This is a genomic window from Rhodococcus sp. 05-339-2, from assembly GCF_002258965.1.
Classification (GTDB): Bacteria; Actinomycetota; Actinomycetes; order Mycobacteriales; family Mycobacteriaceae; genus Rhodococcoides.
Map to the genome: position 1 here is coordinate 745,484 of NZ_NOYW01000016.1, position 25,386 is coordinate 770,869.

At 64.9% G+C, this 25,386-nt stretch carries 23 protein-coding genes; 13 read left to right on the forward strand and 10 right to left on the reverse strand.

Translation table 11 applies throughout. The annotated features are described in order from the left end of the window. Positions 1 to 113: 113 nt before the first annotated feature. The 4 genes from CH273_RS17275 to CH273_RS17290 all read left to right on the forward strand — a co-directional run bounded on the left by CH273_RS17275 (position 114) and on the right by CH273_RS17290 (position 4,585). Complete coding sequence (locus tag CH273_RS17275; RefSeq protein WP_032397286.1) at positions 114 to 1,307, forward strand: MFS transporter; 1,194 nt, start codon at positions 114 to 116, stop codon at positions 1,305 to 1,307. 102 nt (positions 1,308 to 1,409) lie between these two features. Continuing rightward, positions 1,410 to 1,979 carry a ribonuclease H family protein gene (locus CH273_RS17280; RefSeq protein WP_032396797.1) on the forward strand — a complete coding sequence of 190 codons (570 nt, stop codon included), beginning with the start codon at positions 1,410 to 1,412 and terminating at the stop codon, positions 1,977 to 1,979. Between the two features lie 192 nt (positions 1,980 to 2,171). Then, a complete protein-coding gene (locus CH273_RS17285; RefSeq protein ID WP_032397285.1) occupies positions 2,172 to 3,575 on the forward strand; it encodes a hemolysin family protein in 1,404 nt (467 codons plus the stop codon). After that, the gene (locus CH273_RS17290; protein ID WP_032396796.1) at positions 3,572 to 4,585 is read left to right on the forward strand and encodes a hemolysin family protein; all 1,014 of its coding nucleotides are present in this window, start codon (positions 3,572 to 3,574) and stop codon (positions 4,583 to 4,585) included. Before CH273_RS17285 ends, CH273_RS17290 begins: the two co-directional genes overlap by 4 nt. 9 nt (positions 4,586 to 4,594) lie before the next feature. Here CH273_RS17290 and CH273_RS17295 read toward each other — a convergent pair whose 3' ends face one another. After that, complete coding sequence (locus CH273_RS17295; RefSeq protein ID WP_032396795.1) at positions 4,595 to 5,479, reverse strand: pirin family protein; 885 nt, start codon at positions 5,477 to 5,479, stop codon at positions 4,595 to 4,597. 87 nt (positions 5,480 to 5,566) lie between these two features. After that, positions 5,567 to 5,941 carry a hypothetical protein gene (locus CH273_RS27420; RefSeq protein WP_143546248.1) on the reverse strand — a complete coding sequence of 125 codons (375 nt, stop codon included), beginning with the start codon at positions 5,939 to 5,941 and terminating at the stop codon, positions 5,567 to 5,569. Positions 5,942 to 6,481: 540 nt separating this feature from the next. Here CH273_RS27420 and CH273_RS27765 point away from each other — a divergent pair. After that, positions 6,482 to 7,513: a GGDEF domain-containing protein gene (locus CH273_RS27765; protein WP_179275496.1), complete on the forward strand. Its 1,032-nt coding sequence runs from the start codon at positions 6,482 to 6,484 to the stop codon at positions 7,511 to 7,513. Here CH273_RS27765 and zapE read toward each other — a convergent pair. Continuing rightward, positions 7,458 to 8,384, reverse strand: coding sequence for a cell division protein ZapE (gene zapE, locus CH273_RS17305; protein ID WP_032396793.1), 927 nt, complete (start codon positions 8,382 to 8,384; stop codon positions 7,458 to 7,460). The two genes, CH273_RS27765 and zapE, sit on opposite strands and share 56 nt — an antisense overlap. Before the next feature lie 60 nt (positions 8,385 to 8,444). Here zapE and CH273_RS17310 point away from each other — a divergent pair, with 60 nt between their 5' ends. Further along, the gene (locus CH273_RS17310) at positions 8,445 to 9,005 is read left to right on the forward strand and encodes a TetR/AcrR family transcriptional regulator (RefSeq protein WP_052049901.1); all 561 of its coding nucleotides are present in this window, start codon (positions 8,445 to 8,447) and stop codon (positions 9,003 to 9,005) included. Positions 9,006 to 9,067: 62 nt separating this feature from the next. After that, positions 9,068 to 10,063 (forward strand): glycerophosphodiester phosphodiesterase family protein, encoded by a 996-nt coding sequence (locus CH273_RS17315; protein ID WP_230596979.1) that lies wholly within the window; start codon positions 9,068 to 9,070, stop codon positions 10,061 to 10,063. Positions 10,064 to 10,073: 10 nt separating this feature from the next. Here the strand turns inward: CH273_RS17315 and CH273_RS17320 are convergent, their stop codons facing one another. Next, complete coding sequence (locus CH273_RS17320; protein WP_032396791.1) at positions 10,074 to 10,961, reverse strand: oxidoreductase; 888 nt, start codon at positions 10,959 to 10,961, stop codon at positions 10,074 to 10,076. A gap of 35 nt (positions 10,962 to 10,996) precedes the next feature. On the opposite strand from CH273_RS17320, the gene CH273_RS17325 reads away from it, so the two are divergent. Further along, entirely contained in the window at positions 10,997 to 11,206 is a 210-nt protein-coding gene (locus tag CH273_RS17325; protein WP_032396790.1) for a helix-hairpin-helix domain-containing protein, read from the forward strand. Positions 11,207 to 11,209: 3 nt separating this feature from the next. On the opposite strand, the gene CH273_RS17330 is transcribed toward CH273_RS17325, so the two are convergent. Together CH273_RS17330 and CH273_RS28220 are read right to left on the reverse strand one after the other, a co-directional pair. Beyond that, entirely contained in the window at positions 11,210 to 12,016 is an 807-nt protein-coding gene (locus tag CH273_RS17330) for a pentapeptide repeat-containing protein (RefSeq protein WP_032396789.1), read from the reverse strand. Between the two features lie 55 nt (positions 12,017 to 12,071). Further along, positions 12,072 to 12,227, reverse strand: a complete 156-nt coding sequence (locus CH273_RS28220) for a hypothetical protein (RefSeq protein WP_230596938.1) — start codon at positions 12,225 to 12,227, stop codon at positions 12,072 to 12,074. 307 nt (positions 12,228 to 12,534) lie between these two features. On the opposite strand from CH273_RS28220, the gene CH273_RS17340 reads away from it, so the two are divergent. The 4 genes from CH273_RS17340 to CH273_RS17355 all read left to right on the forward strand — a co-directional run bounded on the left by CH273_RS17340 (position 12,535) and on the right by CH273_RS17355 (position 18,484). Further along, positions 12,535 to 13,317 carry a putative protein N(5)-glutamine methyltransferase gene (locus CH273_RS17340; protein WP_032396788.1) on the forward strand — a complete coding sequence of 261 codons (783 nt, stop codon included), beginning with the start codon at positions 12,535 to 12,537 and terminating at the stop codon, positions 13,315 to 13,317. 65 nt (positions 13,318 to 13,382) lie between these two features. Next, positions 13,383 to 14,084: a type 1 glutamine amidotransferase domain-containing protein gene (locus CH273_RS17345; protein ID WP_032396787.1), complete on the forward strand. Its 702-nt coding sequence runs from the start codon at positions 13,383 to 13,385 to the stop codon at positions 14,082 to 14,084. A 109-nt stretch (positions 14,085 to 14,193) separates the two neighbouring features. Then, the gene (gene lon / locus CH273_RS17350) at positions 14,194 to 16,509 is read left to right on the forward strand and encodes an endopeptidase La (RefSeq protein WP_032396786.1); all 2,316 of its coding nucleotides are present in this window, start codon (positions 14,194 to 14,196) and stop codon (positions 16,507 to 16,509) included. A 109-nt stretch (positions 16,510 to 16,618) separates the two neighbouring features. After that, a complete protein-coding gene (locus CH273_RS17355) occupies positions 16,619 to 18,484 on the forward strand; it encodes an ABC transporter ATP-binding protein (protein WP_032396785.1) in 1,866 nt (621 codons plus the stop codon). A gap of 36 nt (positions 18,485 to 18,520) precedes the next feature. On the opposite strand, the gene CH273_RS17360 is transcribed toward CH273_RS17355, so the two are convergent. From CH273_RS17360 to CH273_RS17370, 3 genes are all read right to left on the reverse strand, one after another. Continuing rightward, the gene (locus CH273_RS17360; protein WP_032396784.1) at positions 18,521 to 19,516 is read right to left on the reverse strand and encodes an iron-siderophore ABC transporter substrate-binding protein; all 996 of its coding nucleotides are present in this window, start codon (positions 19,514 to 19,516) and stop codon (positions 18,521 to 18,523) included. An 87-nt stretch (positions 19,517 to 19,603) separates the two neighbouring features. Beyond that, on the reverse strand, positions 19,604 to 20,818 hold the full coding sequence (locus tag CH273_RS17365; protein WP_032396783.1) for a lipase family protein: 1,215 nt from the start codon (positions 20,816 to 20,818) through the stop codon (positions 19,604 to 19,606). 228 nt (positions 20,819 to 21,046) lie between these two features. Beyond that, complete coding sequence (locus CH273_RS17370; protein ID WP_032396782.1) at positions 21,047 to 23,317, reverse strand: ATP-dependent DNA ligase; 2,271 nt, start codon at positions 23,315 to 23,317, stop codon at positions 21,047 to 21,049. A gap of 60 nt (positions 23,318 to 23,377) precedes the next feature. Between CH273_RS17370 and CH273_RS17375 the strand changes: the two genes are divergently transcribed. Further along, positions 23,378 to 23,806: a type II toxin-antitoxin system Rv0910 family toxin gene (locus tag CH273_RS17375; RefSeq protein WP_032396781.1), complete on the forward strand. Its 429-nt coding sequence runs from the start codon at positions 23,378 to 23,380 to the stop codon at positions 23,804 to 23,806. 98 nt (positions 23,807 to 23,904) lie between these two features. On the opposite strand, the gene CH273_RS17380 is transcribed toward CH273_RS17375, so the two are convergent. After that, the gene (locus CH273_RS17380) at positions 23,905 to 25,236 is read right to left on the reverse strand and encodes an HNH endonuclease signature motif containing protein (RefSeq protein WP_052049899.1); all 1,332 of its coding nucleotides are present in this window, start codon (positions 25,234 to 25,236) and stop codon (positions 23,905 to 23,907) included. Between the last annotated feature and the right edge of the window lie 150 nt (positions 25,237 to 25,386).

Consider the following 25,386-nt stretch of genomic DNA (forward strand, 5'->3'; position numbering starts at 1 on the left):
TCGGCACGATCTCAGTACCGACGGCAAGATACATAGTGCCCCGCGGAACGCGGGATCACCGCACGGACTCCCTCGCCGCGTCCGGTTCCGTCGACACCATCAGGAGGTTCTTCGTGACTCGATCGCGCGCAGCCGCGTTCGTCGGAGTTGCCTACGCGTTCGTCGTGGCGATGATGGGCACGACGATGCCGACGCCGCTCTATGCGCTGTACGAGATCGAGTTCGGCTTCTCCGTCTTCGTCGTCACCCTGGTGTTCGCGGCGTACGCGGTCGGTGTACTCGGTGCTCTGCTGGCCTTCGGCCGCTGGTCCGATTCGCTCGGGCGTCGGCCGATGCTGTTGGCCGCCATCGCTTTCGGACTGGTCAGCGCCGTGGTGTTCGTGTTCGCCGAGTCGTTGACGGCCCTGGTGATCGGACGCCTGCTGTCCGGAATATCGGCAGGAATCTTCGTGGGCACCGCGACGGTGACCTTGATCGAACTGGTACCGGACAAGTGGCGCGACCGAGCCCCGGCCATCGCCACCGCGGCCAACATCGGCGGACTCGGCCTCGGTCCGTTGGTTGCGGGACTGTTGGCCGAGTACCTTCCCCAACCGCTGCGCCTGACGTTCTTCGTCGATATCGTCCTGCTCGTCGTGGCAGCGGTGGCGGTGTTCCTCGCGCCCGAGACCGTCAGGGTCGCACGCGGTGCCCGGCCGCACATGCAGCGCTTGTCCGTACCGGCGGATGTCCGCGGCACGTTTCTGCGCGCCTCGATCGGTGGATTCGCCGGGTTCGCGGTACTCGGACTGTTCACCGCGGTCTCACCGGGATTCATCGCCGGCGTGCTGCAGATCGACAACCACGCGGTGACGGGTGCCGTGGTGTTCGCAGTCTTCGCCGCATCGGCGACCGCGCAGATCACCGTGCGCAAGGCCGACCCGACGTCGGCGCAGCGGTGGGGTTGCGTGGTCCTGATGCTCGGATTGGTGTGCCTGGCAGTGTCGTTGCTGGTGGCGTCGCTGACTGTGCTGATCGTTGCGGCGGTGCTGTGCGGAGTGGGGCAGGGTGTGACGTTCAGCAACGGCATGTCGGCCGTCGACGCGGAACTTCCGCCGCACCGTCGAGCAGAAGTGACGTCGACGTTCTTCGTGGTGCTCTACGTCGCCATTTCGGTCCCGGTCATCGGCGCGGGAGCTGCGGCGAGCGAGTGGGGACTGGTGGCGGCGGGGGTACTGTTCTCGGCCGTGATCGCCGTGTTGGCAGGACTGGCGTTCGTGTTGCTCACCGTGGACGGTAGGAAATCGAGGGTCGCCCGCGTGCCCTGATACGCGGGGTCGGTCGTGCCTCGGACCCATCGGGCAAGTCCCGCGGCGTTCGTGCGCGAGTCACCCGGGCTTTGTCGGTGCCCCGACGTAGGGTCTGAGACCGTGATCATCGTGAGTACGGACGGCTCGTGTCTGCGTAACCCCGGCGGAGCAATCGGGTGGGCGTGGGTCAACCACACGGGGCCGAGCAACTCCGGCGGTGAGCCCTCGGGCACCAACCAGGTCGCCGAGCTCAGGGCCCTGCTGGAGGCGGTGCTGGCGCACCCCGGCCCCGAGCCGCTGTTGATCGAATCCGATTCGCAATACGCCATCAAGTGCGCGTCCGAGTGGCTCGCAGGCTGGAAGCGCAAGGGCTGGAAAACTGCGGGCGGTTCCCCGGTACGCAACCTCGAGCTCGTGCAGAGCATCGAGCGAGCCATCACCGAACGCGAAGGTCCGGTCCGGTTCCGGTGGGTCCGCGGACACGTCGGCAATCACTTCAACGAAGCAGCCGACGCCTTGGCAGGGGAGGCGGCACGCGCCGTGGCCGCAGGCGGTCCGACAGCGCCGGCCAAGAAGGCGACCGACAAATCGACACCGGCCCCGGCGGATGCAGTTCCCTCGTCTCCGGTCCAGGCCCCGGCTGCGCGCGAGACGTCGACGTCCGACGACGCGGTTCCCACTCTGTTCTGATCGCTCGTTCGCCTGGACGTCGGAATCGTCCATCGGTACTCGGTAGGATCGCGACATTCCACTCATTTCGGGATTGTCCGATACCGGAGGCGTCGAGAGCACTGTGCACTCCATAGATCCCCCTAGGCCGCCCGTGGCCGCTGCTTCATCAGAGGTCACTGCTTCGGCCGTCCGATTTCGAGTGATCGCATGGTGATCACCGCGCTGTTGTCGTTGCTCCTCGGCTTCGTACTCACCGCCGCGATCATCGCGGCCAACGGATACTTCGTGGCTCAGGAGTTCGCCTACATGTCCGTCGACCGGGCGACGCTCCGTACCGGAGCCGAGAAGGGCGACGCGTCGGCCGAGCGGGCACTGAAGGTCACCAAGCGCACCTCGTTCATGCTGTCGGGCGCGCAGCTGGGCATCACGGTCACCGGTCTGATGGTCGGCTACGTGGCCGAGCCGTTCATCGGCGAATCGCTGGGCGAGCTGCTGAGCAGCGCCGGAGTTCCCATCGCGGTGGGAATTTCGATCGGCACGGTGGGCGCTCTCGTGCTCGCGACCGTCGTGCAGATGATCTTCGGCGAGCTCTATCCGAAGAATCTCGCGATCGCGAACCCCGATCCGCTGTCCCGACGCCTCGCCCGGTCGACGCTGATCTACCTGGCCGCGTTCGGCTGGCTGATCACCTTCTTCGACAAGTCCTCCAACGCGATGCTGCGTCTGCTGCGCGTCGAACCGGTCCACGACGTGGACAGCAGTGCCACCGCCAAGGATCTCGAGAGCATCATCGACGATTCCCGGGCCAGCGGAGATCTCACCGAGGATCTGTCGTTGCTGCTCGACCGCATCCTGGACTTTCCGGAACGCGACGTCGAGCACGCCATGATCCCGCGTAGTCGGGTGGACGCAGTCACCCCCGCCACCGCCATCGGCGAGATGCGGGCGCGGATGGTGCGTGCGCACACGCGCTACCCGGTGATCGGCGACCGTGACGAGCCGATCGGTGTGGTGCAGCTGGCCGAGGTGTTGGCCGCTGCCCCCGACGACAGCCGTTCGGTCACCGAGATCATGCGAGCACCGCTGATCGTGCCGGAGCTGATGCCGCTCGAGGATGCCTTGGAGCTGTTGTCGAGCACGAAGAACGAATTGGCATGCGTGATCGATGAATACGGCGGATTCGCCGGTGTGCTGACCATCGAGGATCTCGCCGAGGAGCTGGTCGGCGAGATCACCGACGAGCACGACGAGGACATCGTCGGCGTGGAGGTTCGGAAAGACGGAGTGTGGCTCATGGACGGCGACGTCCACGTCGACGAGGTCGAACGCACCATCGGTCGCGACATGCTGTTGCCGCGAGGCGATTACGAGACACTTGCCGGCCTGCTCATCGCAGAGGGCGGAAATCTGCCCGAGGTCGGAGACACGGTGCGGATCGACCTCGCGGTGTTCGGGGCCGACCTCATGGAAGAGGTGCCGCCGCGTCCGTCGTTGGAGGTGGAGGTGCTCGAGGTCGATCGGCACGTGCCGAGTGAGCTGAGAATCAGACTCCACGAGAATTCGCCGGACGGCAGTGAGGATTCGCAGGAGTCGGACGAGGAGACGGACCGATGAACGCATGGGTCGTCGTCGCCGTGACGGTCGCGCTCATCGCGCTGAGTGCGTTCTTCGTCGTCATCGAGTTCGCTCTGCTCGGCGCCCGAAGGCACCGACTGGAGGAGAAAGCCGGAACGAGCCGATCGGTGCGGGCGGCGCTGCGCGGAATGAACGAGTTGACGATCATGTTGGCGGGCGCGCAGCTGGGCATCACTGCCTGCACCTTCGCTCTCGGTGCCGTCACCAAGCCCGCCGTCGATTCCTGGCTGGGGCCGGTGTTCACCTCGTGGGGTGTGCCGGGTTGGTTGGCCGGAACCGCCGCGTTCGCGCTGTCGCTGTTGCTCGTCACGTTCCTGCATCTGGTGATCGGTGAGATGGCCCCCAAGTCCTGGGCCATCGCGCATCCCGAACTCGCTGCCACCATCATCGGGCTAGCGTCTCGGGCGTTCATCCGCCCCTTCCGGCTGTTCCTGGTGTGGGTCAACAAGATCGCCAACAAGCTCGTCGAACGGTCGGGAGTGGAGCCGGTGGAGAGCGCCGCGGTCGGCGGACGCGACGCCGAGACCATCCGCAATCTCGTCGAGTACTCGTCGCAGGTCGGTGTACTGGAACCGGAACTGCAAACCCAGATCACCCGGGTGATCGAACTCGAGACACTGACCGTCGAGACGATCACGGTGCCCGACTCCGAGGCGACCTCGGTGCCGCACGGTGCCACCGTCTCCGATGTGCAGGCGGCCGCGCTGCGTTCCGGTCACCTTCGGGTACTGCTCACCGACAGCTCCGGCGCGACGCCCGGCGTCGTCCACGTGAGAGACACGTTGCTGGCCGACGTCGGGGAGCCGGCGGCCGACTACGCACGGGAGGCCTACACGGTCGACGGATCGACACCGGTGTACGAGTTGCTACGGCAGATGCGCAACCGCAGCGTTCAGCTGGCGGTCGTGGAGACCGGTGGACGGTTCCTCGGCATCGTCACGCTCACCGACGTCATCAAGCGGGTACTACCCACGGCTCCTGCTGCATAGCAATGTGATTCAGCCGCGAGGTTGCATCCGGCTGTTGGGCAGAGGTGGCGCGTGCAGTCGAGATCCCGGATACCCCTCGACGGTGCCGAACTGCTCGCTCTCGCGCTCGTAGGCGGCCCGGTACTCGACGACGTCCTCGTGGCTGCGCCCGACGAAGTTCCACCACATGACGATCTGCTCGCCGAACGGCGGTCCACCGAGCAGCAGCAGTCGCACCGGCTCTCGGGTCGGGTTGTGGAGATCGAGCGTCGAACTGCCCGGTTCGCGGTAACCCAATTCGGCTGCTGCAAGGACGGTCTCGTCCATCGTCACGGTGCCCTGATCGACGATGACGCCGTGCTCGAACGTCGAGTCGACGTCGAGGGTGACGCGGGCTCCGGCGTCGAGCACGAGCTCGGCTCCGAGGAGCGGGGTGAACGTCGCCACCGGTGAGGTCTCACCGAGCAGCGAGCCGAGGAACACTCGTGCGGTCAGCCCCTGGCTCGTGTGGGTCGGTGGCACGTGGTGCTCGAAAGTCGGCGCGGTGAAGCGCGATCGAGCCGGCAGGGCAACCCACAGCTGCATGCCGTGCAGAATCTCGGTCTCCGGAGTGGAGGTCTCGGAGTGACTGATGCCGTAGCCGGCCGTCATCAGATTCAGCTCGCCCGGCCGCACCATGGCATGTGATCCGACGCTGTCGCGGTGTTCGATCTCGCCGGAGAACAACCAGCTGACGGTCTGGAGTCCGGTGTGCGGATGGGGTGGCACGTCCATCGACGAGGTCTCGGGGCCGTAGTGGTCCGCGAAGCACCACGCGCCGATCAGTGAACGCTGCCGTTGCGGGAGCGTGCGCCGAACCTTCAGGGCGCGCGGGCCGCCGAGAGGAACCTCGCGTGGGGTGAGAATTTCGATCACGTCTGCTCCTGATGGCACGAAAGTCTTGGCGCTCGAATCGACTACGTGGAACAACCTGAATGCGACGAGGGCTGTTCCCGGTCCGGACTAACCGACGAGGGACGCGGTTCCGCTGAGCAGCCGCACGTCGTAGGACTCGGCCGCACCGTGCACCTCGGTCGATCCACCGTGGACCGTGTAGAGCACCGCGTAGGAGGTGAAGGTGACGGGTTGGTTGTCGTCGGAGTCGATGGTCACGCGCGGCAATACGACAAGCAGGTGGGTCCGGTTTCCGTCCGAAAGATTGTCGACGACGGTGCGAATCTCGAAACCCAGGTCCGATCGGGTGACGTCGGTGGACTCGAACGTCTGTCCGCTCAGAACGAGCTGCGCCGCCCAGACTCCTGCGGATCGATGGGCATCGACGGTCCCGGTGATGTCGTCGCCGGTGAAGTCGTAGTGATTCGCTGCGGTGAAAGGCATGGTCACAGGCTATTCCTCGGGTTGTGGAAAAACTTCGAAAATATTTCTCATCCGGCACCCATCCACCTCGAGAGGGGCTGCGAATGCTCAATGAGACACCCGCTACTGCTGTCGCCCCCGACCGCCGTCAGTAGTGGGTGTCTCCCTTTTTGTGTGTGGGAAGACGTCCACATCGTGATGGATGCCCTCGGCTCCTTTCCCCGATCCGCCGCCCGAGACCGGATCGGAAGATTTCGGGCGAGTCGAAACGGTGATCGGTACGCTTTCGGACCTGGGCAGGTCGTTTCTCGAGGGAGCCTCATGTACGAAGACTTTCGATCGCCCGCATCGCGGCACGGCGAGCGATCGAATGCGTCGGTACAACCACGTTCGACGCGGGCGCACGGGCAGGCGCGTAGTCGCCACCGCAAACGGTCGAGCACGCCCTCGCCGCCGAGGTCGATCTCGAGTATCACCGCTCCGCCGCTCGGACCTCAGCCCAGTGCGGCTCAGGTTCTTCGCCACTGGTTCGCTGCCCCGCACGATTTCGACTGGATTTTCGTGCACAAGTCGACTCGTCCGCTGCACCGACTGATCCGAGTCGTGTTCGCGAGCTGTGTGGCTCTGTACGCCGCCGTGTCGATGTTGATGTTGGCCTCACCGAACGGGCCGACCGGATCGGGTCCGGTTGCCTACGTGATCTTCATCCTGGTTCTGCAGTTCGCCGCGATCCTGTGGTTGCTGGTCGGGCCGCTACCGGACCGCAAGTGGCAGCTGGTGGCTTTCCTGGTTTTCGGCGACGTCGGTCTTGCGTCGGTGATTCTTCTCGATGTCCCCACGTCGGCGCTGATCGGCACGTTCCTCTTCGCGCTGACCGGGTCGATGTGCACCTTCTTCCTCGGACCGAGACTGCTCGTTGCGCACCTGGTGTTCGCCAATCTGGTGATCGTCTACATCGGGTCGGCCGCATATCTGCAGGGCTTGTGGGGTCCGTGGGATGCGATCGCCGCCGTGCTGGTGGCGGCAGGGGCGACGTCGGGTGTCCCGATCTTCGCTCAGATCGCCTGGTCGTTGGTGTGCGAGGATGCGCGGCAGTCCGAGATCGATCCGCTGACCCGAATGAAGAACAGACGCGGACTGCAGAGTGCCATCGAAGATCTGCGCATGGTCGCCCACCGCGAGCAGTTGGCTTTCGTTCTCGTTCTGGTCGATATCGACCGGTTCAAGAGCGTCAACGACCGCTATGGACACGACCAGGGCGATGCCGTCATCGTCCTCGTTGCCGACCGACTTCGCGACCACCTCGGGAAGGTGGGGGTGGTGGCGAGAACCGGGGGCGAGGAGTTCGTGGCCGTCCTCGTCGGCGAGGCAGAGCAGTTGTGTGACCTGGTGCTCGAAGTCAGCGGCACGCTGACGGACTGCTCGGATCCGATACCGGTCACGGTCAGTGCCGGCGCTGTCGTGATCGCTCCTGATTCGGAGGCATGGTCATCAGGGGTCGATGTGGTCAACGACGCGACGCGCGCGGCGGACTCTCTCATGTACCGAGCGAAAGCGGACGGTGGAAATCGGACGATGCTCGAGACGATGTAGAGCCCAATTCGCCGAGCCTGCTGACCAGTCGATCGGTGTCGAGCCCCACACATCCGATCGCGAATTCGCTCAACGGCACGAGGGCGTGGACATCGACCCGCACATCGCGGTCGTAGGCGACGTCCACGAGATTCGCGAACCGCTGAGCTGCGAATTCGTCGACACTCGCGAGAGCCGGAACCTCGGTGACGGTCAGGCTCGTCGCCTCCTCGAACATTCTGAGATAGTCGCCCGTCGACCGAGCGGCGCAGCACAGGTCGGCAAACGAGTGGCCATCCGGCACGCGTTCGAGAGTCCAGGTTCCCGACGCGAATCGCGAGTCGCTGGTGCCGGTGGCACGGTGATCGACGGGACCGTCGACGCAGATCACCGCGAGATTCTTCTTCAGCTTCTCGATCGTCGGTACGAAGGTCGGGTGGAACAACGGATTGGGCAGCAGATCGTCGGGGGCGTAGTTGGAGGTGACGACCAGGGCGACCCTGCGAGCGAAGAGGGCATCGAGCATGCGCGTGATGAGTCGGGCGTCGCCGATGTCGTGCACGTGGAATTCGTCGAAGCAGAGCAGTTCGGCCTGCAGTGAAGTGTCGTCCATCGAGAGGATGTCGTCGATGGCCGCGTCGATGGAGAAGCGGTGACGAAAGTACGCAGCGTGCAGGTCCCTGAAGAAGGAATGGAAGTGGACACGCTTCTTCGCGGTGGTCGCGGCGCCGGCGAAGTAGGTGTCGAGTAGCCAGGTCTTGCCGCGGCCGACCGGACCCCACAGGTAGACGCCCTCGGTGCCGGGGGTCGAGAGCGTGTCGGCGGCCGACGCTTGGGCGTCGTCGAGTACGAAGTCGGCGTCGAAGGTGTGTCGCGGTGCGATCGGCCTCATGGATCGAACCGTACGCCGCCATCCTCTACTTTTGTAGAGTGGGTGTGTAGGGTCACGATCATGGATCGCCGAACCGCCATCGCAGATGCGGCGCTCGAGGTCATCGCCCGCGACGGCCTGCGCGCCCTGACGCATCGGGCTATCGATTCAACGCTCGACTACCCGGCGGGGTCGACGTCCTACTACTTCCGCACCAAGTCCGATCTGTCGTCGGCGGTCGCCGCCCGCCTCGTCGAGCTTTCGCGCGCGACGTTCGTGGGTATCGCCGGCACCGAGAGTGATGTTGCCACGGTGATTGCGCGGTACCTGAACGATGCGCTCACTCATCGCACGACCGAGCTTCGGGCCCGCTACGCGCTGATGCTGGATCCTGCTGTTGCGCAGGATGTTCGGGACGTACTGGCTCGATCGTTCTTCTCGCTCGAACGGGCGCAGGCATTGTTCGCCGAACCAGCACACGGAGACGGCCTGGTCTCGCTGTGCGAGGGTCTGGTGGCAGACGTCGTCTTCGGGCGTCGCTCGTCGAAGGATGTTGCGGCGCTGCGACTTCCGATCTCCATCTATCTTGCGGGCGCCGGGAGTTCATCGCTGGGGAACCCGGTGGACATCGAGCTTCCGTAGCCTCGTCGAGCATGCGATTCGGTAGGTACTTGCCCCTGGTGTGCGTTCCCCTCGCGGTGTCGATGGGGTGCGGAACGGGCTCGGCAACGGACCGAGCGTTGCCGGAGGAGTCGTTCGATCTGCAGGCGCATCGCGGAGGCCTCGGCCTGGTCACCGAAAGCACCATCGAATCGTTCACCAACGCACTGCAACTCGGGGTGAGCACCCTCGAACTGGACACTCAGATCACCGAGGACGGCATCGCGATCGTCACCCACGACCGCAAGGTCTCGGACAGCAAGTGCGTCGATACCGGTGCGCTCGTACCGGGTGACCCCGAGTTTCCGTACGTCGGGAAGTTCGTGAACACGCTGACACTCGCGCAGATTCGCACACTGGACTGCGGAGCCCTACCGCTCACGGACTACCCGGAGCAACGACGCGTTCCCGGCGCTCGAATGCCGACCCTCACCGAGGTGTTGAACCTGGTGAAGTCGGCCGATGCATCGGGGGTGAAACTCAACGTCGAGACCAAGGTCGAGGCGGGCAGCCCGACCGAGACGGCCCCGCGCGAGCAGTTCGTCGACACGGTTCTGGGAACCGTTCGCGACGCGGGCATGCTGGACAGGATCACCGTGCAGAGTTTCGACTGGGGTGCCCTCACCTTGGTCCGCGACGCCGAACCCGAGGTGCCCGTGGTGGCACTGACCAACGGCGACTTCTTGCAGGTCGGCCAGGACGGGGCGTCGCCCTGGCTGGGTGGAATCGACATCGACGATTTCGGAGGGGATGCGATTGCCGCGATCGATTCGTTCGGGGCCTCGGCGTACTCACCGGTGCAGGGGACTCCGCAGAACGGCAAGGTCGGCGACCCCGACTTCGAGCTCTACGTCACCCAGGACATGGTGAACTCGGCCCACGAGCGCGGAATACGGGTGATCCCGTGGACCGTCGACGATCCCGACACCATGCGTGCACTGATGGATCTGGGCGTCGACGGCCTGATCACCGATTACCCCGACCGGTTGCGTGCTGTCATGAGCGAGCGCGGACTTTCTCTGCCCGAACCCGCCCGGTGACGGTTCCCCGTCAGAACGGGTAGCCGACTCCCGTCAATTTCTCGCTGGCGTCCCACAGCTTCGCTGCAAGAGCCGGGTCCTGTGCGGTCTTGGTCATGCTCGCCGGGCCCGGCTTGCCGCGCGTCTCGAACAGGGATTTGGGGCCGCTGTACGTGCCGCCACCCGCAACGTCGACGGCGTAGAGCGTGGGACGCGCTCCGGCACTGGCGGATTGCGAGAAGATCTTCAGTCCGATCGGAGCGAGGGTGGACAGGATCTTGTTGCTACCAAGCCCGTCGGGGCTCGAGTACAGCTCGGTGGCTGAGATTCCGGGGTGCGCGGCATTGCTGGTGACCTTCAGTCCGGCCTTGTCGATCCGGCGCTGGAGTTCCAGAGCGAACAGGATGTTCGCAAGCTTGGAATTGGCGTACCCACGCTGAGGGTTGTACCCACGCTCGAGCTGAAGATTGTCGAAATCGAGCTTGGGTCCCTGCCGGTGTGCGACGGATGCGATCGTGGTGATCTTGGCGTCCGCAGCGAGCTTGGGGAACAGCAGGCCGGTCAAGGCGAAGTGGCCCAGGTGATTGGTGCCGAGCTGGAGCTCGAACCCGTCCGCCGTCTCGGTCCGCATTGACGGCATCATGACGCCCGCATTGTTGATCAGCACATCGATCGACTCCGGTGCCGACGCGGCGTATTCACGCACCGAGGCCAGGTCCGCGAGGTTCAGGGTGGCGGTGTCGACGGTTCCGCGGGGTGCCTCCGCCGAAATTTTGGCCGCGGCGGCATCGGCCTTGTCCTTGTTGCGGCACGCGAGCGTTACGTGGTCGCCGCGCTTGGCCAACTCCAGGGCGGTGTAGTAGCCGATACCGGTGTTCGCACCGGTGATGACAACGCGTCTCTGCTTGTTTTCGGGCACGCCGCCAGGTTACCGGTCTGTTTTAGACTTTGCCCGTGAGCACAGCAGAAGCCGACGAACGTCCGGAATTTCCGAACGGCACCGGAAATCCTGCGTCTCGGGCATTCCGCGCGGCGGGATACATGTGCCTGGACGATCTTGCCGGGGTGCCCGCGGCCGAGCTGAAGAAACTGCACGGTGTCGGTCCCAAGGCGTTGACGGTCGTCCAAGCGGCGTTGGAGCAGACCGGTCGCTCGCTCGGCTGAAGTTCAGGCCCAATGACTGGGACGGGCCAAGGATTCGGGTAGCCGTGTTGCTCGGTCACCACGTGCCGCGCCGATCTGGAACTGCGTGGCATAGATGCTGCCGAGCATGTCCGTGCCGCGGAGGTCGGCACCCCGGAGATCCGCGCCGATCATGTCGGCCAGACGCAGGTCCGCCCTGCGCAGGTCGGCCCCGATGAGATACGTACCGCGCAGGCTCGCTCCGCGCAGGTCCGCGCCGGCAAGCTGTGCGCCGATCAGGTCGCGGCCGCGGTAGTTCTTCTTCTTGCCCTTCACTTCGGTTCGAATCAGTTCGCTTGCCTCGATCAGCAACTCGTTGATTCGCGAACGCAGCCCGGAGACGTCGACCGACAGTAGAACCTCGGGAGCCGACTCGGTCAGCGCGTCCAGTTCGTCGTACTCGTGGCCGATCCGATTGTGCAGCGGCGCAGTCGAATCCCGGTCACGCACATCCGCGAGGTACCACAGCAGTTCGTGCAGATCACGCATGATCGGGAACACCGCGAACATCTCCGACGAGTTCGACGGTTGCTGCCGCCAGTCGCGTCCGGCGAACGTGGACTGCGATACCTTCTGGCCCGCACCGAAGCAGTCGTACACCGCGCACCCGGGAAAGCCTCTCTCCCGCAACGTCGAATGAATGCCGCACCGCGAGTCCCCGAGGAGGTTCCGGCACGGCTCGCCGGCGGCCTTGTCGACAGCGAAGTCCGACGACTTCGCGAAGGGCAGAGCGACGCAACAGAGTCCGAAACAACTGCCGCAATCGGCGAGCAAGTTCTCGGGCGTGCGCATGCGGCCACTCTGTCCCCCGACGCGAGGCAGCGTCAAGCGAGTTTGTTCGCGGCAGTCACTCCGGTCGATTCAGCAGTGCGATGAGCTTCTTCGGGGCGCGATCGCAGTAACTCTCGGTGATCAGTTCGCCGAGTTCGGTCCGGTCCACGGACTCGTCGAGCAGCATTCCGATGATCTGCGGACCCCATCCCGGGCTTGAAGAACCCGGCACGGGCGGACAGTGCGTCGAGTTCGATTCCGCTGGAGCGAAAGATCAGCACGTGAGCCGGACCGTCGGTGCCGGCGGCTGCGGCGGATGCAGGCGGGGCGCCGTCGAGGATCTCGAGAACGTGGGCGAAGGTGCGCCCGCGAACTCGCCAGCGTGTTCCGACCCATGCCTGCTCCTCGTAGGTCTCGGGCAGGGCCAAGCACATCCGTCGGACAGCGGCTTCCCAGTTCGTCCTGTCGTGCGACATACCGGACTACAGTATTTCAGCGGGCGGGCAGGCGGGCGGAAAGCACTCCGGAAGGCACGGTCGATGTCGGAACTCGAGTACGGCGAGGTGGTGTCCTCGCTGCGCAGAGCCGGATGCGTGTTCGCCGACGAGGAAGCCGACATTCTCGTCGAGTCCGCGTCGACCCCGGCGGAGCTGACCGCAATGCTCGCACGCCGCGTCGCCGGCGAACCGCTCGAGCATGTCGTCGGCTGGGTCGCGTTCTGTGGTCGACGCATCGCCGTCGAACCGGGCGTGTTCGTACCTCGCCGGCGAACCGAATTTCTCGTCGAATGTGCTGCAGCGCTGCATCCTTCGGTGTTACTGGACCTGTGCTGTGGATCCGGGGCGATAGGCCTGTCGGTCGACGGTGTCACCGAGTTGCATGCTGCCGATGTCGACGCGGTGGCGGTTCGGTGTGCATCTCGCAATGTCGCCGCAGGCGTGGGCACGGCACCGGTCGGTCACGTACATCGCGGCGACCTGTACGACGCCCTGCCGCCGGAGATGCGCGGCAGATTCGACGCGATCGTCGTCAACGCGCCCTACGTTCCGACGGCCGACATCGGGCTGATGCCACGAGAGGCGCGCATCCACGAGCCGCACATCGCGCTCGACGGTGGTTCGGACGGTGCCGGGATTCATCGTCGGGTCGCGGTCGGTGCGCCGCAGTGGCTGGCTCCCGGCGGCTACCTCCTCATCGAAACCAGTGCAGCACTGGCACATTCGACGCTACGAGCTGTAGTCGACGCCGGATTCACCGGTCGCATCGACGAATCCGAGGCACTCGATGCCGTCGTGGTGATCGGTTCGACTCAGAGTCGGTGAGGGTTTCGATCGGGCTCCCGCGTGGCATGCAGGACCAGATACCGACGACGAGAGGTTGTTCGACCATGACAACATTGCTGTTCGCAGTCACCGCTGCCGACCACTGGACCCTGAACGACGGAAGCAAGCACCCCACCGGGTACTGGGCCGAGGAGCTGGTCGAGTCCCATCGCACGTTCGTCGACGCAGGCTGGGACATCACGGTCGCGACGCCGGGCGGTAAGGCTCCGGTCGTCGACGAGGGCAGCTTGGCCGTCGATGCCAACGGCGGCGACGAGGAGAAGGTGGCGGATCAGAAGAGCTACCTCGCCTCCATCGAGTCGATCCTGTCCTCGCCCGCAAAGCTGGAGGAGCAGAAGGCGTCCGACTTCGACGTCGTCTTCGTGCCCGGTGGTCACGGGCCGATGGAGGACCTCGCCGTCTCCGAGAGCTTCGGGGCACTGGTGATCGACTTCCTCGACTCCAACAAGGTGGTCTCCGCGGTGTGCCACGCGCCTGCCGCCCTGCTCCCCGCCGTTCGCAGCGACGGAACCTGGGCGTTCGACGGGTACGAGCTCACCGGATTCACCGACGAAGAGGAGACCCAAGCAGGTCTCGCCGACAAGGCCCCGTGGTTGCTCGAGTCCCGGTTGCGCGAGAACGGCGCGAAGTTCGACTCCACCGACGCGTGGGCACCGAAGGTCGTCGTCGACCGGAACCTGTACACCGGTCAGAACCCGGCGTCGACGCGTCCCCTCGCGGAGAAGCTGGTCAGCGCGCTGAAGTAACCGGTGCAGGACGGTCGGCGTTCTGCCCACGGAGAACAACGAACATCGGCGGGAACATCACTACTGCTTTCGAAGTTGAGCCCCTATAGCTCAATCCTTTGGAGGAGAAGTGACCGAAACCGTTCGTGTCCCCGTACTGTTCCTGACCGATCCGATCGTCCTGCCCGGCATGGTGGTGCCCGTGGAACTCGACGAGGCAGCGCGTGCCGCCGTCGACGCCGCAAAGGCGAGCAACGACGGCACGCTGCTCGTCGCGCCGCGTCTCGAGGACCGCTACGCCGCATACGGAGTCCTCGCCACGATCGTGCAGATGGGACGCCTCGCAGACGGCCGCCCGGCCGCTGTCATCAAGGCCACGCGCCGCGCGCACATCGGCCACGGAGTCAGCGGACCCGGTGCCGCCCTGTGGGTCGAGGCCGAGACCGTTGCAGATGTGCCCCCGAGTGACGACCTCAAAGCCCTGGCGGCCGAGTACAAGCAACTCGTCGTTGCGATGCTGCAGCGCCGAGATGCGTGGCAGGTGATCGACTCGGTCAACAAACTCACCGACCCGGGCGCGATCGCCGACACGGCCGGCTACGCGTCGTACCTCACCGACGTGCAGAAACGGGACCTTCTCGAAACCCCGGACGTGGCAACGCGTCTGACCTCACTCATCGAGTGGACCAAGGCTCATCTCGCCGAAGTAGAGGTCAACGACAAGATCTCCGGTGACGTCCGCGAGGGCATGGAGAAGACTCAGAAGGAGTTCCTGCTCCGTCAGCAGTTGGCGGCCATCCGCAAGGAACTCGGCGAGGACGAGCCCGACGGTGCCGACGACTACCGTGGCCGCGTCGAGGCAGCGGATCTACCCGAGAAGGTGCGCGAACAGGCGCTGCGTGAAGTCGGCAAACTCGAGCGGGCCAGCGATCAGAGCCCCGAGTCGGGCTGGATCCGCACCTGGCTCGATACCGTGCTGGATCTGCCGTGGAACAACACCGCGACCGACAACAACGACATCGATTCGGCGCGTGCGGTTCTCGATGCCGACCACCACGGACTCGACGACGTGAAGGATCGTATCGTCGAGTACCTGGCCGTGCGGGCCCGACGCTCCGAGCGTGGACTGCAGTCGGTCGGTGGGCGTGGGTCCGGTGCCGTCATGGTGCTCGCAGGTCCGCCCGGAGTCGGCAAGACCTCACTCGGTGAGTCGGTCGCACGTGCACTCGGTCGAAAGTTCGTGCGTGTCGCTCTCGGCGGCGTCCGCGACGAGGCCGAGATCCGTGGGCACCGTCGTACGTACGTCGGCGCGCTGCCGGGCCGGATCGTGCGGGCCATCGGCGAGGCGGGATCGATGAATCCGGTTGTCCTGCTGGACGAGATCGACAAGGTCGGCTCGGACTATCGCGGCGACCCCAGTGCTGCGTTGCTCGAGGTGCTGGATCCGGCTCAGAATCACACGTTCCGTGATCACTATCTCGATCTGGACCTCGACCTGTCCGACGTGGTCTTTCTCGCTACCGCCAATGTGATCGACCAGATTCCCGGGCCGTTGCTCGACCGTATGGAATTGGTGACCATCGACGGCTACACCGAGGACGACAAGGTCGTCATCGCCCGGAACTACCTGCTTCCCCGTCAGATGGACAGGGCGGCAATCACATCCGAGGAGGTGACGGTCACCGACGCCGCGCTGCGCAAGATCGCGGCCGACTACACCCGTGAGCCGGGTGTGCGGCAACTCGAGCGATTGCTGGCCAAGGCGCTTCGCAAGGTGGCGACGAAGTTGGTGGGAACCGCCGGTGTCCTGAAGATCGACGAGCCGGACCTGGTGCCGTACCTCGGTCGCCCGCGGTTCACACCCGAGGCGCACGAGCGCACCGAAGTACCAGGAGTGGCAACGGGTCTCGCGGTCACCGGACTCGGCGGAGATGTGCTGTTCATCGAGGCCGCGGCGACCGAAGGCGACTCCCGGCTCGAGCTCACCGGCCAGCTCGGTGACGTGATGAAGGAGTCCGCACAGATCGCTCTGTCCTACGTGCGCTCGCACGCAGCGCAATTCGGCGTCACGCAGGAATCTCTGGATCGGAGAATTCACGTGCACGTTCCGGCGGGCGCGGTGCCGAAGGACGGTCCTTCGGCCGGTGTGACGATGGTGACCGCCCTGGTGTCGATGGCCACCGGGCGTTCGGTGCGCTCGGATGTCGGCATGACCGGTGAGGTCACGTTGAACGGTCGGGTGCTGCCGATCGGCGGGGTGAAGCAGAAGTTGCTGGCTGCGCAGCGTGCGGGACTGAAGACCGTGTTCATTCCGGCGCGCAACGAGCCGGATCTGGACGACGTACCCGCAGAGGTGTTGGAGGCGTTGGATGTTCGTCCGATGACCGACGTCGCGGATATTCTCGCGCTCGCGCTGGAGCCGGCGACGGCAACTGCTGCGGCATAGCGCCGCGGTGATCGTCGTGGGAGGGCAGGTGGCTCGGCCGCCTGCCCCTCCCGTCGGTCTCGGGTGCCGCGCTTGACCTCGAGTCATGTCGAGGTTCTACGTTGGTGGGATGAGCATGGAGATGACCGCCTGGAATCAGATGTATCGCACGATGAACAGGCCCGACACCCAGTCGTCGTTCTCGAAGGAGACGGCCCGCAGGATCCTGACGTTCGCGGCACCGCATCGCCGCGCACTCGGCGGGTTTCTGGTGCTCAGCGTGGCTCTTGCCGTTCTAGCGGTGGCCACGCCGGTCTTGGCGGGGCGGGTGGTCAATGCGATCGTCGACGGACGAGAGCTACGCGTGGTGGTACTGCTTGCATCGGCGATCGCAGGGATCGCTCTGGTGGACGCTGTGGTCGGTCTGATCAACCGATGGCTCTCGGCGAACATCGGCGAGAGCCTGATCCTGGATCTGCGGACGGCAGTGTTCGACCACGTGCAGCGGATGCCGATCGCATTCTTCACGCGAACCCGCACCGGTGCGTTGGTGAGTCGACTCAACAACGACGTGATCGGAGCTCAGCGCGCATTCAGTACCACCCTGTCCGGTGTCGTCAGCAATCTCGTGACCCTGGTACTGACGTTGGTGGTCATGATCGGAATCTCCTGGCAGATCACCCTTCTCGCACTGGTCCTGCTGCCGGTGTTCGTACTTCCTGCGCGCCGGATGGGTCGACGCCTCGCGCGGCTGCAACGAGAAGCGGCAGCGCACAATTCGGCGATGAGTACGCAGATGACCGAGCGTTTCTCGGCACCGGGAGCAACCCTGGTGAAGTTGTTCGGGCATCCCGAACAGGAATCGGTCGAGTTCGCGGTCCGGGCGGCCAGGGTGCGCGATATCGGAGTGCGCAGTGCCATGGTGCAGACGGTGTTCGTCACCGCGCTGACACTGGTCTCGGCACTGGCGCTCGCCGTGGTGTACGGATTGGGCGGCTTCTACGCCCTCCGCGGGACTCTGGACCCGGGTTCGGTTGTGGCACTGTCACTTCTGTTGGCCCGGCTGTACTCACCCCTGACCGCGCTGGCCAGCGCCCGCGTGGAGGTCATGAGCGCATTGGTGAGCTTCGAGCGAGTATTCGAGGTCCTCGACCTCGTTCCGTTGATCGCCGACAAGCCCGACGCGACAGCGCTACCGCCCGGGCCGGTGGCCGTCGAACTCGATGATGTCAGGTTCGCGTACCCGTCCGCGGACAAAGTATCGCTCGCCTCGCTCGAGGAGGTCGCCACCTTGGATTCGCGCGGGGGAGAGGAGGTTCTGCACGGTGTGTCGTTCCGAGCCGAACCCGGCCAGATGGTCGCGCTGGTCGGCACATCCGGTGCAGGCAAGTCCACGATCGCGCAGTTGATCGCACGGCTCTACGACGTCGACGGCGGCTCGGTCCGGCTCGGCGGCGTCGATGTGCGGGACCTGACGGCCGAATCCGTCCGCGGCACAGTGGGAATGGTGACCCAGGACGGGCACCTGTTCCACGAAAGCATTCGGTCGAATCTGTTGCTGCCGCGTCCCGACGCCACCGACGACGAACTGTGGGATGCGCTCTCGAGGGCGCGGCTCGCGGACCTCGTGCGCTCCCTGCCCGACGGTCTGGACACCGTCGTCGGCGAGCGCGGGTATCGACTCTCCGGTGGCGAGCGTCAGCGCTTGACGATCGCGCGGTTGCTGATCGCACAGCCGCGAGTGGTCATCCTCGACGAGGCAACGGCATCGTTGGACTCGACGTCGGAGGCCGCGGTGCAGGCCGCGTTGGCCGAGGCGCTGGAAGGCAAGACGTCGGTTGTCATCGCGCACCGGCTGTCGACCATCCGAGCTGCGGACGTGATCCTGGTGATCGAGGACGGAAGAGTCGCCGAGCGCGGCACCCACGACGAGCTCCTCGCAGCAGGTGGCCGCTACGAGGAGCTGCATCGGACGCAATTCGCACAGGCGGAGTGAGCCTGCGAAGCCGGGATCGGAGCCTGCGGAGTGACCCTACGAAACCGGGTCCGGGACCACGGTTGCTGGGTCGTCGTCGGTTGCGGCGGCGAGCATCGGGGTGAATCCGTCGATCGCGTAGTCCAGCGACAGTGGGCTCGAGTATCCGAGGGCCGAGGGTAGGTCCGTACTGAAGGAGCCGATGTACGCGGTCCGGTCCTGCCGGACGACGTCGAGGGCGGCGAGCAGAGGGTTGGCCTGCAGCTGCTCGCGGCTCTGGCCGGCGATGACGAGGACGTCGGTGTCGAGTCGATCGAGGTTCTCCGCACTGATGGTCTCGGAGGCGTCGGGAATCTCGAATCCGAGGTCGGTGAAGAACAGGGCGCGGATGTCGTCCTTGCCGAGAAGCAGGTAGCTGCCGTCGTCCATGACGAACGCGAGAGACAGTGACTTGCCGGTGAATTGGGGGTTCGCGGCTTCGGTGTCGGCGAACTTCTGCTCCAGCTCGGCCGTTCGATCCTGGGCTTCCTGCGACTTGCCGAGGGCTTCGCCGACCACGGCGAACTCCTGCTGCCAGGTGGCGGCGGGTACGTCGTCGTAGCCGCCGATGTCGGCGATCGTGGGGGCCATCCCGGACAGGGTGTCGTACTGGCCCTGGTCTATGAAGGAGTACGGGCCGAGGATCAGGTCGGGTGCTTGCGCCGCGATCTGCTCCAGGTTGAGGTCGGTACTGCCGACTTCGGGAATCTCGGTTCCGCCCAGGGCTGCTCGAGCCCACGGGCGCTGTCGGTAGTCGTAGCTCAGGTTGCCGCGTGTCGCGACGGGCTTGACGCCCAGCGCGAGTGCGAAGTCCTGCTCGTTGAAGCCGATCGTCACGACACGGGTGGGTTCGGCGTCGATGACGGTCTCACCGAAACGGTGCTCGATGGTGACGGGGAAGCCGGCAGCGCTGCCGGGGCCACCGGATACGTCGGTGTCGGCATCGGACGAACAGCCGGCTGCCAGTGCCAGGACGGACGCACCGGCGGCCACGAGCTGGACGGTCTTCTTCATGTGATCTCCTCGCTACTGAATTTAGCGAGGTTAGCCTAACCGACCCACCGATGCGTCGATCATGTGCAAGGGGATCGGGCGGCGCGATCAGCAGTTGGTCGTGGCCGGCACTCCCGCGAATCGCTGGTCGATCCACTCGAGGGCCTGTGGCAGGCCGAGTACGGCAGCGGTCAGGTGATCGTTGCTGGGCACCTTCACCTCGGTCACGAGCACTCCGGCGCGGCAGTATCGGGCGATCGTGTTGTCGATGGCGCTGACCGGGATCAACGCATCGGTGGGGCTGTGCCACTCGAAGTACGGTGCCTTCGGTACACCGGGATACAGCTCGACACTGTTGTCGTTGACGGCGGCGATCGCTTCCGGACTGTTGATCAGGTCCAGCGTGCCTGCGACCTCCATGGCGCTCTTACCCGCGCCCGCGGCGATGATGTCGTTGGTGCACCCGTTCTGGATCTTGTTCTCGATCTCCTTGCCGAGCGGGTTGAGCTGAGAGCTGATCGGGATGCGGGTGGGGTACTCGCGTTCGATACCGAGCGCGGCAGCGAACGCCAGACCGAACATGGGGTGCGGGGCGAAACCGAGATCGCGGGCCATCCGCTCGAGGTTCATCGGAGCGCCACCGTTCGCGCTGCCGACGATGTTCAGCTCGGGCGCGTAGTCGTTCTGAAGCGCGGCTGCCCATGCCGTGGCCATTCCGCCGCCGGAGTAGCCGGCCAACGCAACGGGGCTCTGCTGAACCTGGATGGGATCGAAGCGCTGAGTGGCGCGAATGCTGTCGAGCACGATCTGCCCGCCGAGCTTGGCGGCACCGTAGGCGCTGTTGGGTCCGAGGTGATCGGCGATGACGACCGTCCACCCGCGCTGCAGCACTGCGTTCAGAGCGGGCGCCTCACGAATCATCAAATTGGGATCGTTGGTCCAGAGCGCTTGTGAAGGTGCACATTCGAGACCGAGTGCATTGATGATGTGTTGGTAAGAAAGTAAAGGGCCGTTCGGTGCTTTGTTTTGTGGAACCAACACGGTATTGATTGCGGCGATGGGATCGCCGGCCGAATTGGTGGAGCGGAATTTCAACTGCCACACGTCCACGCCGAAGAATCCGGGCGGCGGTGGCATCGGGCGGCTGGAGATCACGTCGCCCGGAGCGAGCGCATCGAGATCGGCTGGCGGTGCGTAGAAGCCGTCGGCGATCGGTGTCGGGTACAGCGGCGCAGCAGCAGCTTGACCTGCGCCGACGAGTGACGAACACAGAACTGCAACCGCCGTCATGCTGACAGCGCCTGCCAACTTGAGAACCCGCATGTGGTAAACCCCTCCGTGCCTGAACCGAAGCGACGAGCGCTGCGGCGATCTGGCAAGCCCCCGTAGAGCCGGCCCGCAAACCGTTATAGCTGATGATGCTCGAGTTGTTACGCTCCCCCCGGAAACGATGGGCGCAACGGTACGCATCGGCTCAATTTATGGCAACCGAACGTTACCTATCCTCGTTTTTCCGACCGGGTCCAAGTTTTTCACCCGAGGCATTTCTCGTCATTCCCGGTGCACCGCCTTCGGTTCCTTGTCCGGGCGGAGACCGCGCCAGCTCGGATGCCGCAGATGGCCGGATTCCGTGGCCTCGTAGTACCGCACCTCGCCGACGAGCACCGGCTCGACCCACACCGCTCCGTTCCGATCGGCCGCGGGCAGCACCGAGGAGAAGGGACTGTCCGACGCCTCGAGTGGCGCGAGGAGGGCAGCGAGCGTATCGAGCGCACGGTCGTCGAACCCGGTTCCGACGCGCCCTACGTATCGCAATCCGTCCCCGTCGGGAATGCCCATCAGGAGTGAGCCGAACCCACCGGAACGACGACCCTGCCCCCGACGCCACCCGCCGATCACGATCTCCTGAGTCCGCCAGTTCTTGTGCTTGATCCAGGTGTGGGCGCGCTTGCCGGGTTGATAGACGGAGTCGGTTCGTTTGGCGACGACGCCTTCCCAGCCTCGTTCTCTGCTTTCGGCGATGGCGTCCGCAGCGGTCCCCGTCAGCCGCGGTGGCACCAGCACCGAGTCGAGTCCGGTGGTCAGTAGTTCGAGCAACCGTCGTCGATCCGAGTATTTCTTGCGCAGCAGTGACGTGCCGTCGAGGTGAAGCAGATCGAACGCGATGAATCGGATCTGGTCACGGGTGGCGTTCTGCAGTTTCTCGAAGCTGCTGACCCCGTCGTCGTCGAATACCACGACTTCTCCGTCGACGATGGCGTCGTGCTCGGCCAGGTCATCCGCGAAAGATTGGAGTGCGCCGAACTTTTCGGTGTAGTCGTTACCGCTTCGCGTGCGCAGCGTCATCGAACCGTGCGTCAGTTCTGCGATGATGCGGAACCCGTCCCACTTGCCCTCGAACGACCACTCGTCGTCCGGAAGATCGAGGATGTCGCCCGCGGTGGCGAGCATCGGCGAGATGTTCTTCGGCTCGGGCTTGTCGGGCACGTCCTTCATCAGATGCATGAGCCACTGATTGCCCTTGGTGCGGATCAGGGCGAAGCGCCCGGTCGCCTTCTTTCCGTGCAGAACGACGATGACCTCGTCCTCTCGCCATTTCTCGAGTTCGTAGGTTCCGCTGTCCCAGATCGAGACGTCGCCGCCGCCGTACTCGCCCTTGGGTATCCGACCGGAGAACGACGCGTATTCGAGTGGGTGGTCCTCGGTGTGTACCGCCAGCCGGTTCTGCTTCGGGTCCACCGGGATGTTCTTCGGGACGGCCCACGAGACCAGGACGCCGTCGTGCTCGAGTCGGAAGTCGTAGTGCAGCCGTCGGGCATGGTGTTCCTGGATCACGAACGTGTCGTTGTTGCCCTGCGGTTCGGTGGCGGTCGGTATCGGTTCGGGGGTCTTGTCGGCGCTACGCATGCTGCGGTACTTGGCGAGTTTATCTGTGGCAGAAATATTTTCGGGTGCCGAGTCGACGGTGGGGTCCAGCTCTGCGAGAAGATCGCCGAGGTCCTGGAATCGCTCGAGGACCTCTTCGAATCGAAGCTGTTGCAGCCCCGATGCTTCCAGCTCGTCCCAGGTGCGTGGTGCCGCGACCGTAGGGAGCGCTCGTCCACGGAGAGAGTACGGGGCGACCGTGGTCTTCTTGCCGTTGTTCTGGCTCCAGTCCACGAACACCCTCCCGGTTCGCTTCGCCTTCGCCATCGTGGCCGTGACCCGGTCCGGCGAGCGCTCTTCGAGCAGCGTGGCAACACGTTTGGCGACCGTGGACGCGCCGGAGGTCGACAGCGGTTTCTCGAGCGGCACGTACAGGTGAATTCCCTTGCTGCCACTGGTGACCGGATATGCGGTCATCCCGATATCGCCGATCAGATCCCTTATCTCGCAGGCTACTTCGGCGCATCGCGCGAGATCCACGTCGTCGCCGGGATCGAGGTCGAAGACCATGCGGGTGGCCGGTCCGGCTTCGGTGCCGTCGAACCGCCACTGTGGCACGTGCGCTTCGATGGCCGCTTGTTGACCGAGCCAGGCCAGATCGGCTGCAGTGGAGAACAATGGGTAGGTGACGACGCGGTCGGAATGCTGCATCGAACGCCGATCGAGCCAGTCGGGTGCGGAGGCGGCGAGGTTCTTCTCGAAGAACGACGACTGGTCCACGCCGTTGGGCCAACGCTTACGGGTCACCGCTCGGCCTACGAGGTGAGGAAGCATCGCAGGCGCGATGGCAACGTAGTACTCGATGATGTTGCCCTTGGTGGTCCCCGTTTCGGGGAACAGCACTTTGTCGAGGTTGGTGACGGAGACCTTGCGACCATCGATCTCGAGGGTGGCCATCGTCTCAGGTTAACGGCCGCCGTCTGAAGATGCGGGGGAGTTGTGACAGGCTCTTTTCTTATGGCGACGATCAGTGTCTCAGTACAGATGCCCGAGAATCCGCAGGGTGCGTGGGACAAAGCTTCCGCACTCGATCGGTTCGACGAGTGGATGACCATCCACGGTGGATGGTGCAGCCCACCGCCCAAGAAGGTCGGCAAGGGCACCGAAGTGGAGTCGCTGGTGAAGGTGAAGGGCTTCAAGAACACGATAAACTGGACCTTCACGGAGTACGACGAACCCAAGCTGATCGAGATGTCCGGCCGAGGTAAGGGTGGAGTGCGAATCTCGCTGACGGTCCATGTACGTGAGGCCGAGGGTGGATCGGAGCTGACGCTCGATGCGAAGTTCGGCGGGGGTGTGCTGTTCGGTCCGGTGGGATCGGTGGTGGCGCGAGCACTCGATACCGATGTGAAGAAATCCGTTGCGAACCTGGCGGCGTTGAGCTGACGGATCTTCGTTGAACTAGCTGCACGACAATCTCTTCCAGCCCCGTACCGTGTTCTCGGTGCGGGGCTGGATTGTTTCTGCGGTTCGTGTGGGCAGGCTCAGGCGATGTGGGGGCCTGCTCGGGCGTGGGATGGTCTGGGTTGTCGGTACGGGTCGACGGTGGCCGGTGGCACGAACCACGGGTGGTTGTCGACGCCGATGAACACTTCCCAGTCACTGTGGTGGAGGAGTCGGTGGTGGAATCCGCACAGGAGGACGAGGTTGTTCATGTCGGTGGGGCCACCGTCGGCCCAGTGCCGGATGTGATGCGCTTCTGTCCAGGCGGCGGGTTTTCCGCAGCCGGGGAAGGCGCAGGTGTGGTCTCTCGCGATGAGGGCTTTGCGTTGTTTGGCGGTGACGGTGCGTGCGGTGCGGGCGAGGTTGATCGGGGAACCCGTCTCGTCCATGACGATGGCGGTGAGCAGGCAGTCGCAGGCGAGTTGCCGGGAAGTGTTGCGCGAGAGCGGTCCCATCCAGGGCAGCCACCCGACCGAAGTGCCGTCGCCGAACAGGTCCCGGTACGCGCCGCGGTCGGCGGTAACTGGATCTGTGTCGGAGTCGGCTGCTGCGCGGGTGGTTTCGTCGTCGGCGATGTCGTCGGCGTCGGCACTGTCGCGGAGGTCGGTGAGATCGCGCAGGCTGATGTGCAGGTTCAGGTGCGGGCGTTCACCGCCTTCGATGGGTCGATCACTGGAGGCGAGGTACTGGTCGAGGATGTGCCCGAAGGCGTCGGCTCGTCGCTTGGCGGGGCTGCGGTCGTCTCCGGTTTTGGGTGTCTCGGTGCCGTCGGCGGCGGGTCGTGGTTCGGTCAGCGGTGAGAGTGCGGTGAGCAGCTTTTCTCCGGTGATCGCATCGAAATCCCCTTTCAACACCAACCGCCCGTTGAGGGTCCTGGAGGCGAAGAGTTCGTTGCGATCGGTGTCGTCGGCGGGTGGTGTCTTGCCGCCGTAGGTGTCGTGGAGTTTGGTGATGGCTTCGCGGATCCGGCCGGTGCGTGCACCGGGCCCGGTCGCAGCGGTGATCATCGCTTTCCGCGCGATGTCCTGGCCTTCTTGCGGCAGATTCTTCGGTGGGGTTTCGGCGAAGGTGAGGATCAACGCGGCATGGTCGACGGACATGACGCCGGTGTTCACGGCGTCGGCGATGTCGGGGAAGTTCTTCAGTCCGCGGGCGAGGGCGACGATCTTGGTGGCCTTGGACGGTGAGAGCAGGGTGGTGGAGGTCAGCCAGCCGGCAGGTCCGGGGAAGCCGAGTTTTTCGCGGGAGACGCGGGTGTCGATGTCGGCGACGAGAGCGATCCGCCGGGCTTCGAGCAGCTGAATCTGGTGGGAGACCGCAGCGGCGTCGGCGAGGAGTTCTGCCTCGCTCAGTTGCCAGATCGCTGTGGTCATGCCATGAAGTGTATCGAACGTGCGTTCGACTGACAACCATGATTGAATCGAAAACTGTTGTCCTGCTTAACTATTCGCTTATCCGGACTTGTCGGTACCCTGTGATAAGGCCGAGCATCGAGGGACTCCGAGTCCGCAACCCGGATCCCA

What these genes read in the sequence shown, in the direction of transcription:
- CH273_RS27420 (WP_143546248.1), bottom strand. Translation starts at nt 5,941, where the DNA reads ATGCCTTTCACCGCAGCGAATCACTACGACTTCACCGGCGACGACATC.
- CH273_RS17365 (WP_032396783.1), bottom strand. Translation starts at nt 20,818, where the DNA reads ATGCGGGTTCTCAAGTTGGCAGGCGCTGTCAGCATGACGGCGGTTGCA.
- CH273_RS17310 (WP_052049901.1), top strand. Translation starts at nt 8,445, where the DNA reads ATGGATCGCCGAACCGCCATCGCAGATGCGGCGCTCGAGGTCATCGCC.
- CH273_RS17315 (WP_230596979.1), top strand. Translation starts at nt 9,068, where the DNA reads ATGGGGTGCGGAACGGGCTCGGCAACGGACCGAGCGTTGCCGGAGGAG.
- CH273_RS17360 (WP_032396784.1), bottom strand. Translation starts at nt 19,516, where the DNA reads ATGAAGAAGACCGTCCAGCTCGTGGCCGCCGGTGCGTCCGTCCTGGCA.
- CH273_RS17355 (WP_032396785.1), top strand. Translation starts at nt 16,619, where the DNA reads ATGAGCATGGAGATGACCGCCTGGAATCAGATGTATCGCACGATGAAC.
- CH273_RS17330 (WP_032396789.1), bottom strand. Translation starts at nt 12,016, where the DNA reads ATGCGCACGCCCGAGAACTTGCTCGCCGATTGCGGCAGTTGTTTCGGA.
- CH273_RS17290 (WP_032396796.1), top strand. Translation starts at nt 3,572, where the DNA reads ATGAACGCATGGGTCGTCGTCGCCGTGACGGTCGCGCTCATCGCGCTG.
- CH273_RS17345 (WP_032396787.1), top strand. Translation starts at nt 13,383, where the DNA reads ATGACAACATTGCTGTTCGCAGTCACCGCTGCCGACCACTGGACCCTG.
- CH273_RS17370 (WP_032396782.1), bottom strand. Translation starts at nt 23,317, where the DNA reads ATGGCCACCCTCGAGATCGATGGTCGCAAGGTCTCCGTCACCAACCTC.
- CH273_RS17375 (WP_032396781.1), top strand. Translation starts at nt 23,378, where the DNA reads ATGGCGACGATCAGTGTCTCAGTACAGATGCCCGAGAATCCGCAGGGT.
- zapE (WP_032396793.1), bottom strand. Translation starts at nt 8,384, where the DNA reads ATGAGGCCGATCGCACCGCGACACACCTTCGACGCCGACTTCGTACTC.
- CH273_RS17340 (WP_032396788.1), top strand. Translation starts at nt 12,535, where the DNA reads ATGTCGGAACTCGAGTACGGCGAGGTGGTGTCCTCGCTGCGCAGAGCC.
- CH273_RS17380 (WP_052049899.1), bottom strand. Translation starts at nt 25,236, where the DNA reads ATGACCACAGCGATCTGGCAACTGAGCGAGGCAGAACTCCTCGCCGAC.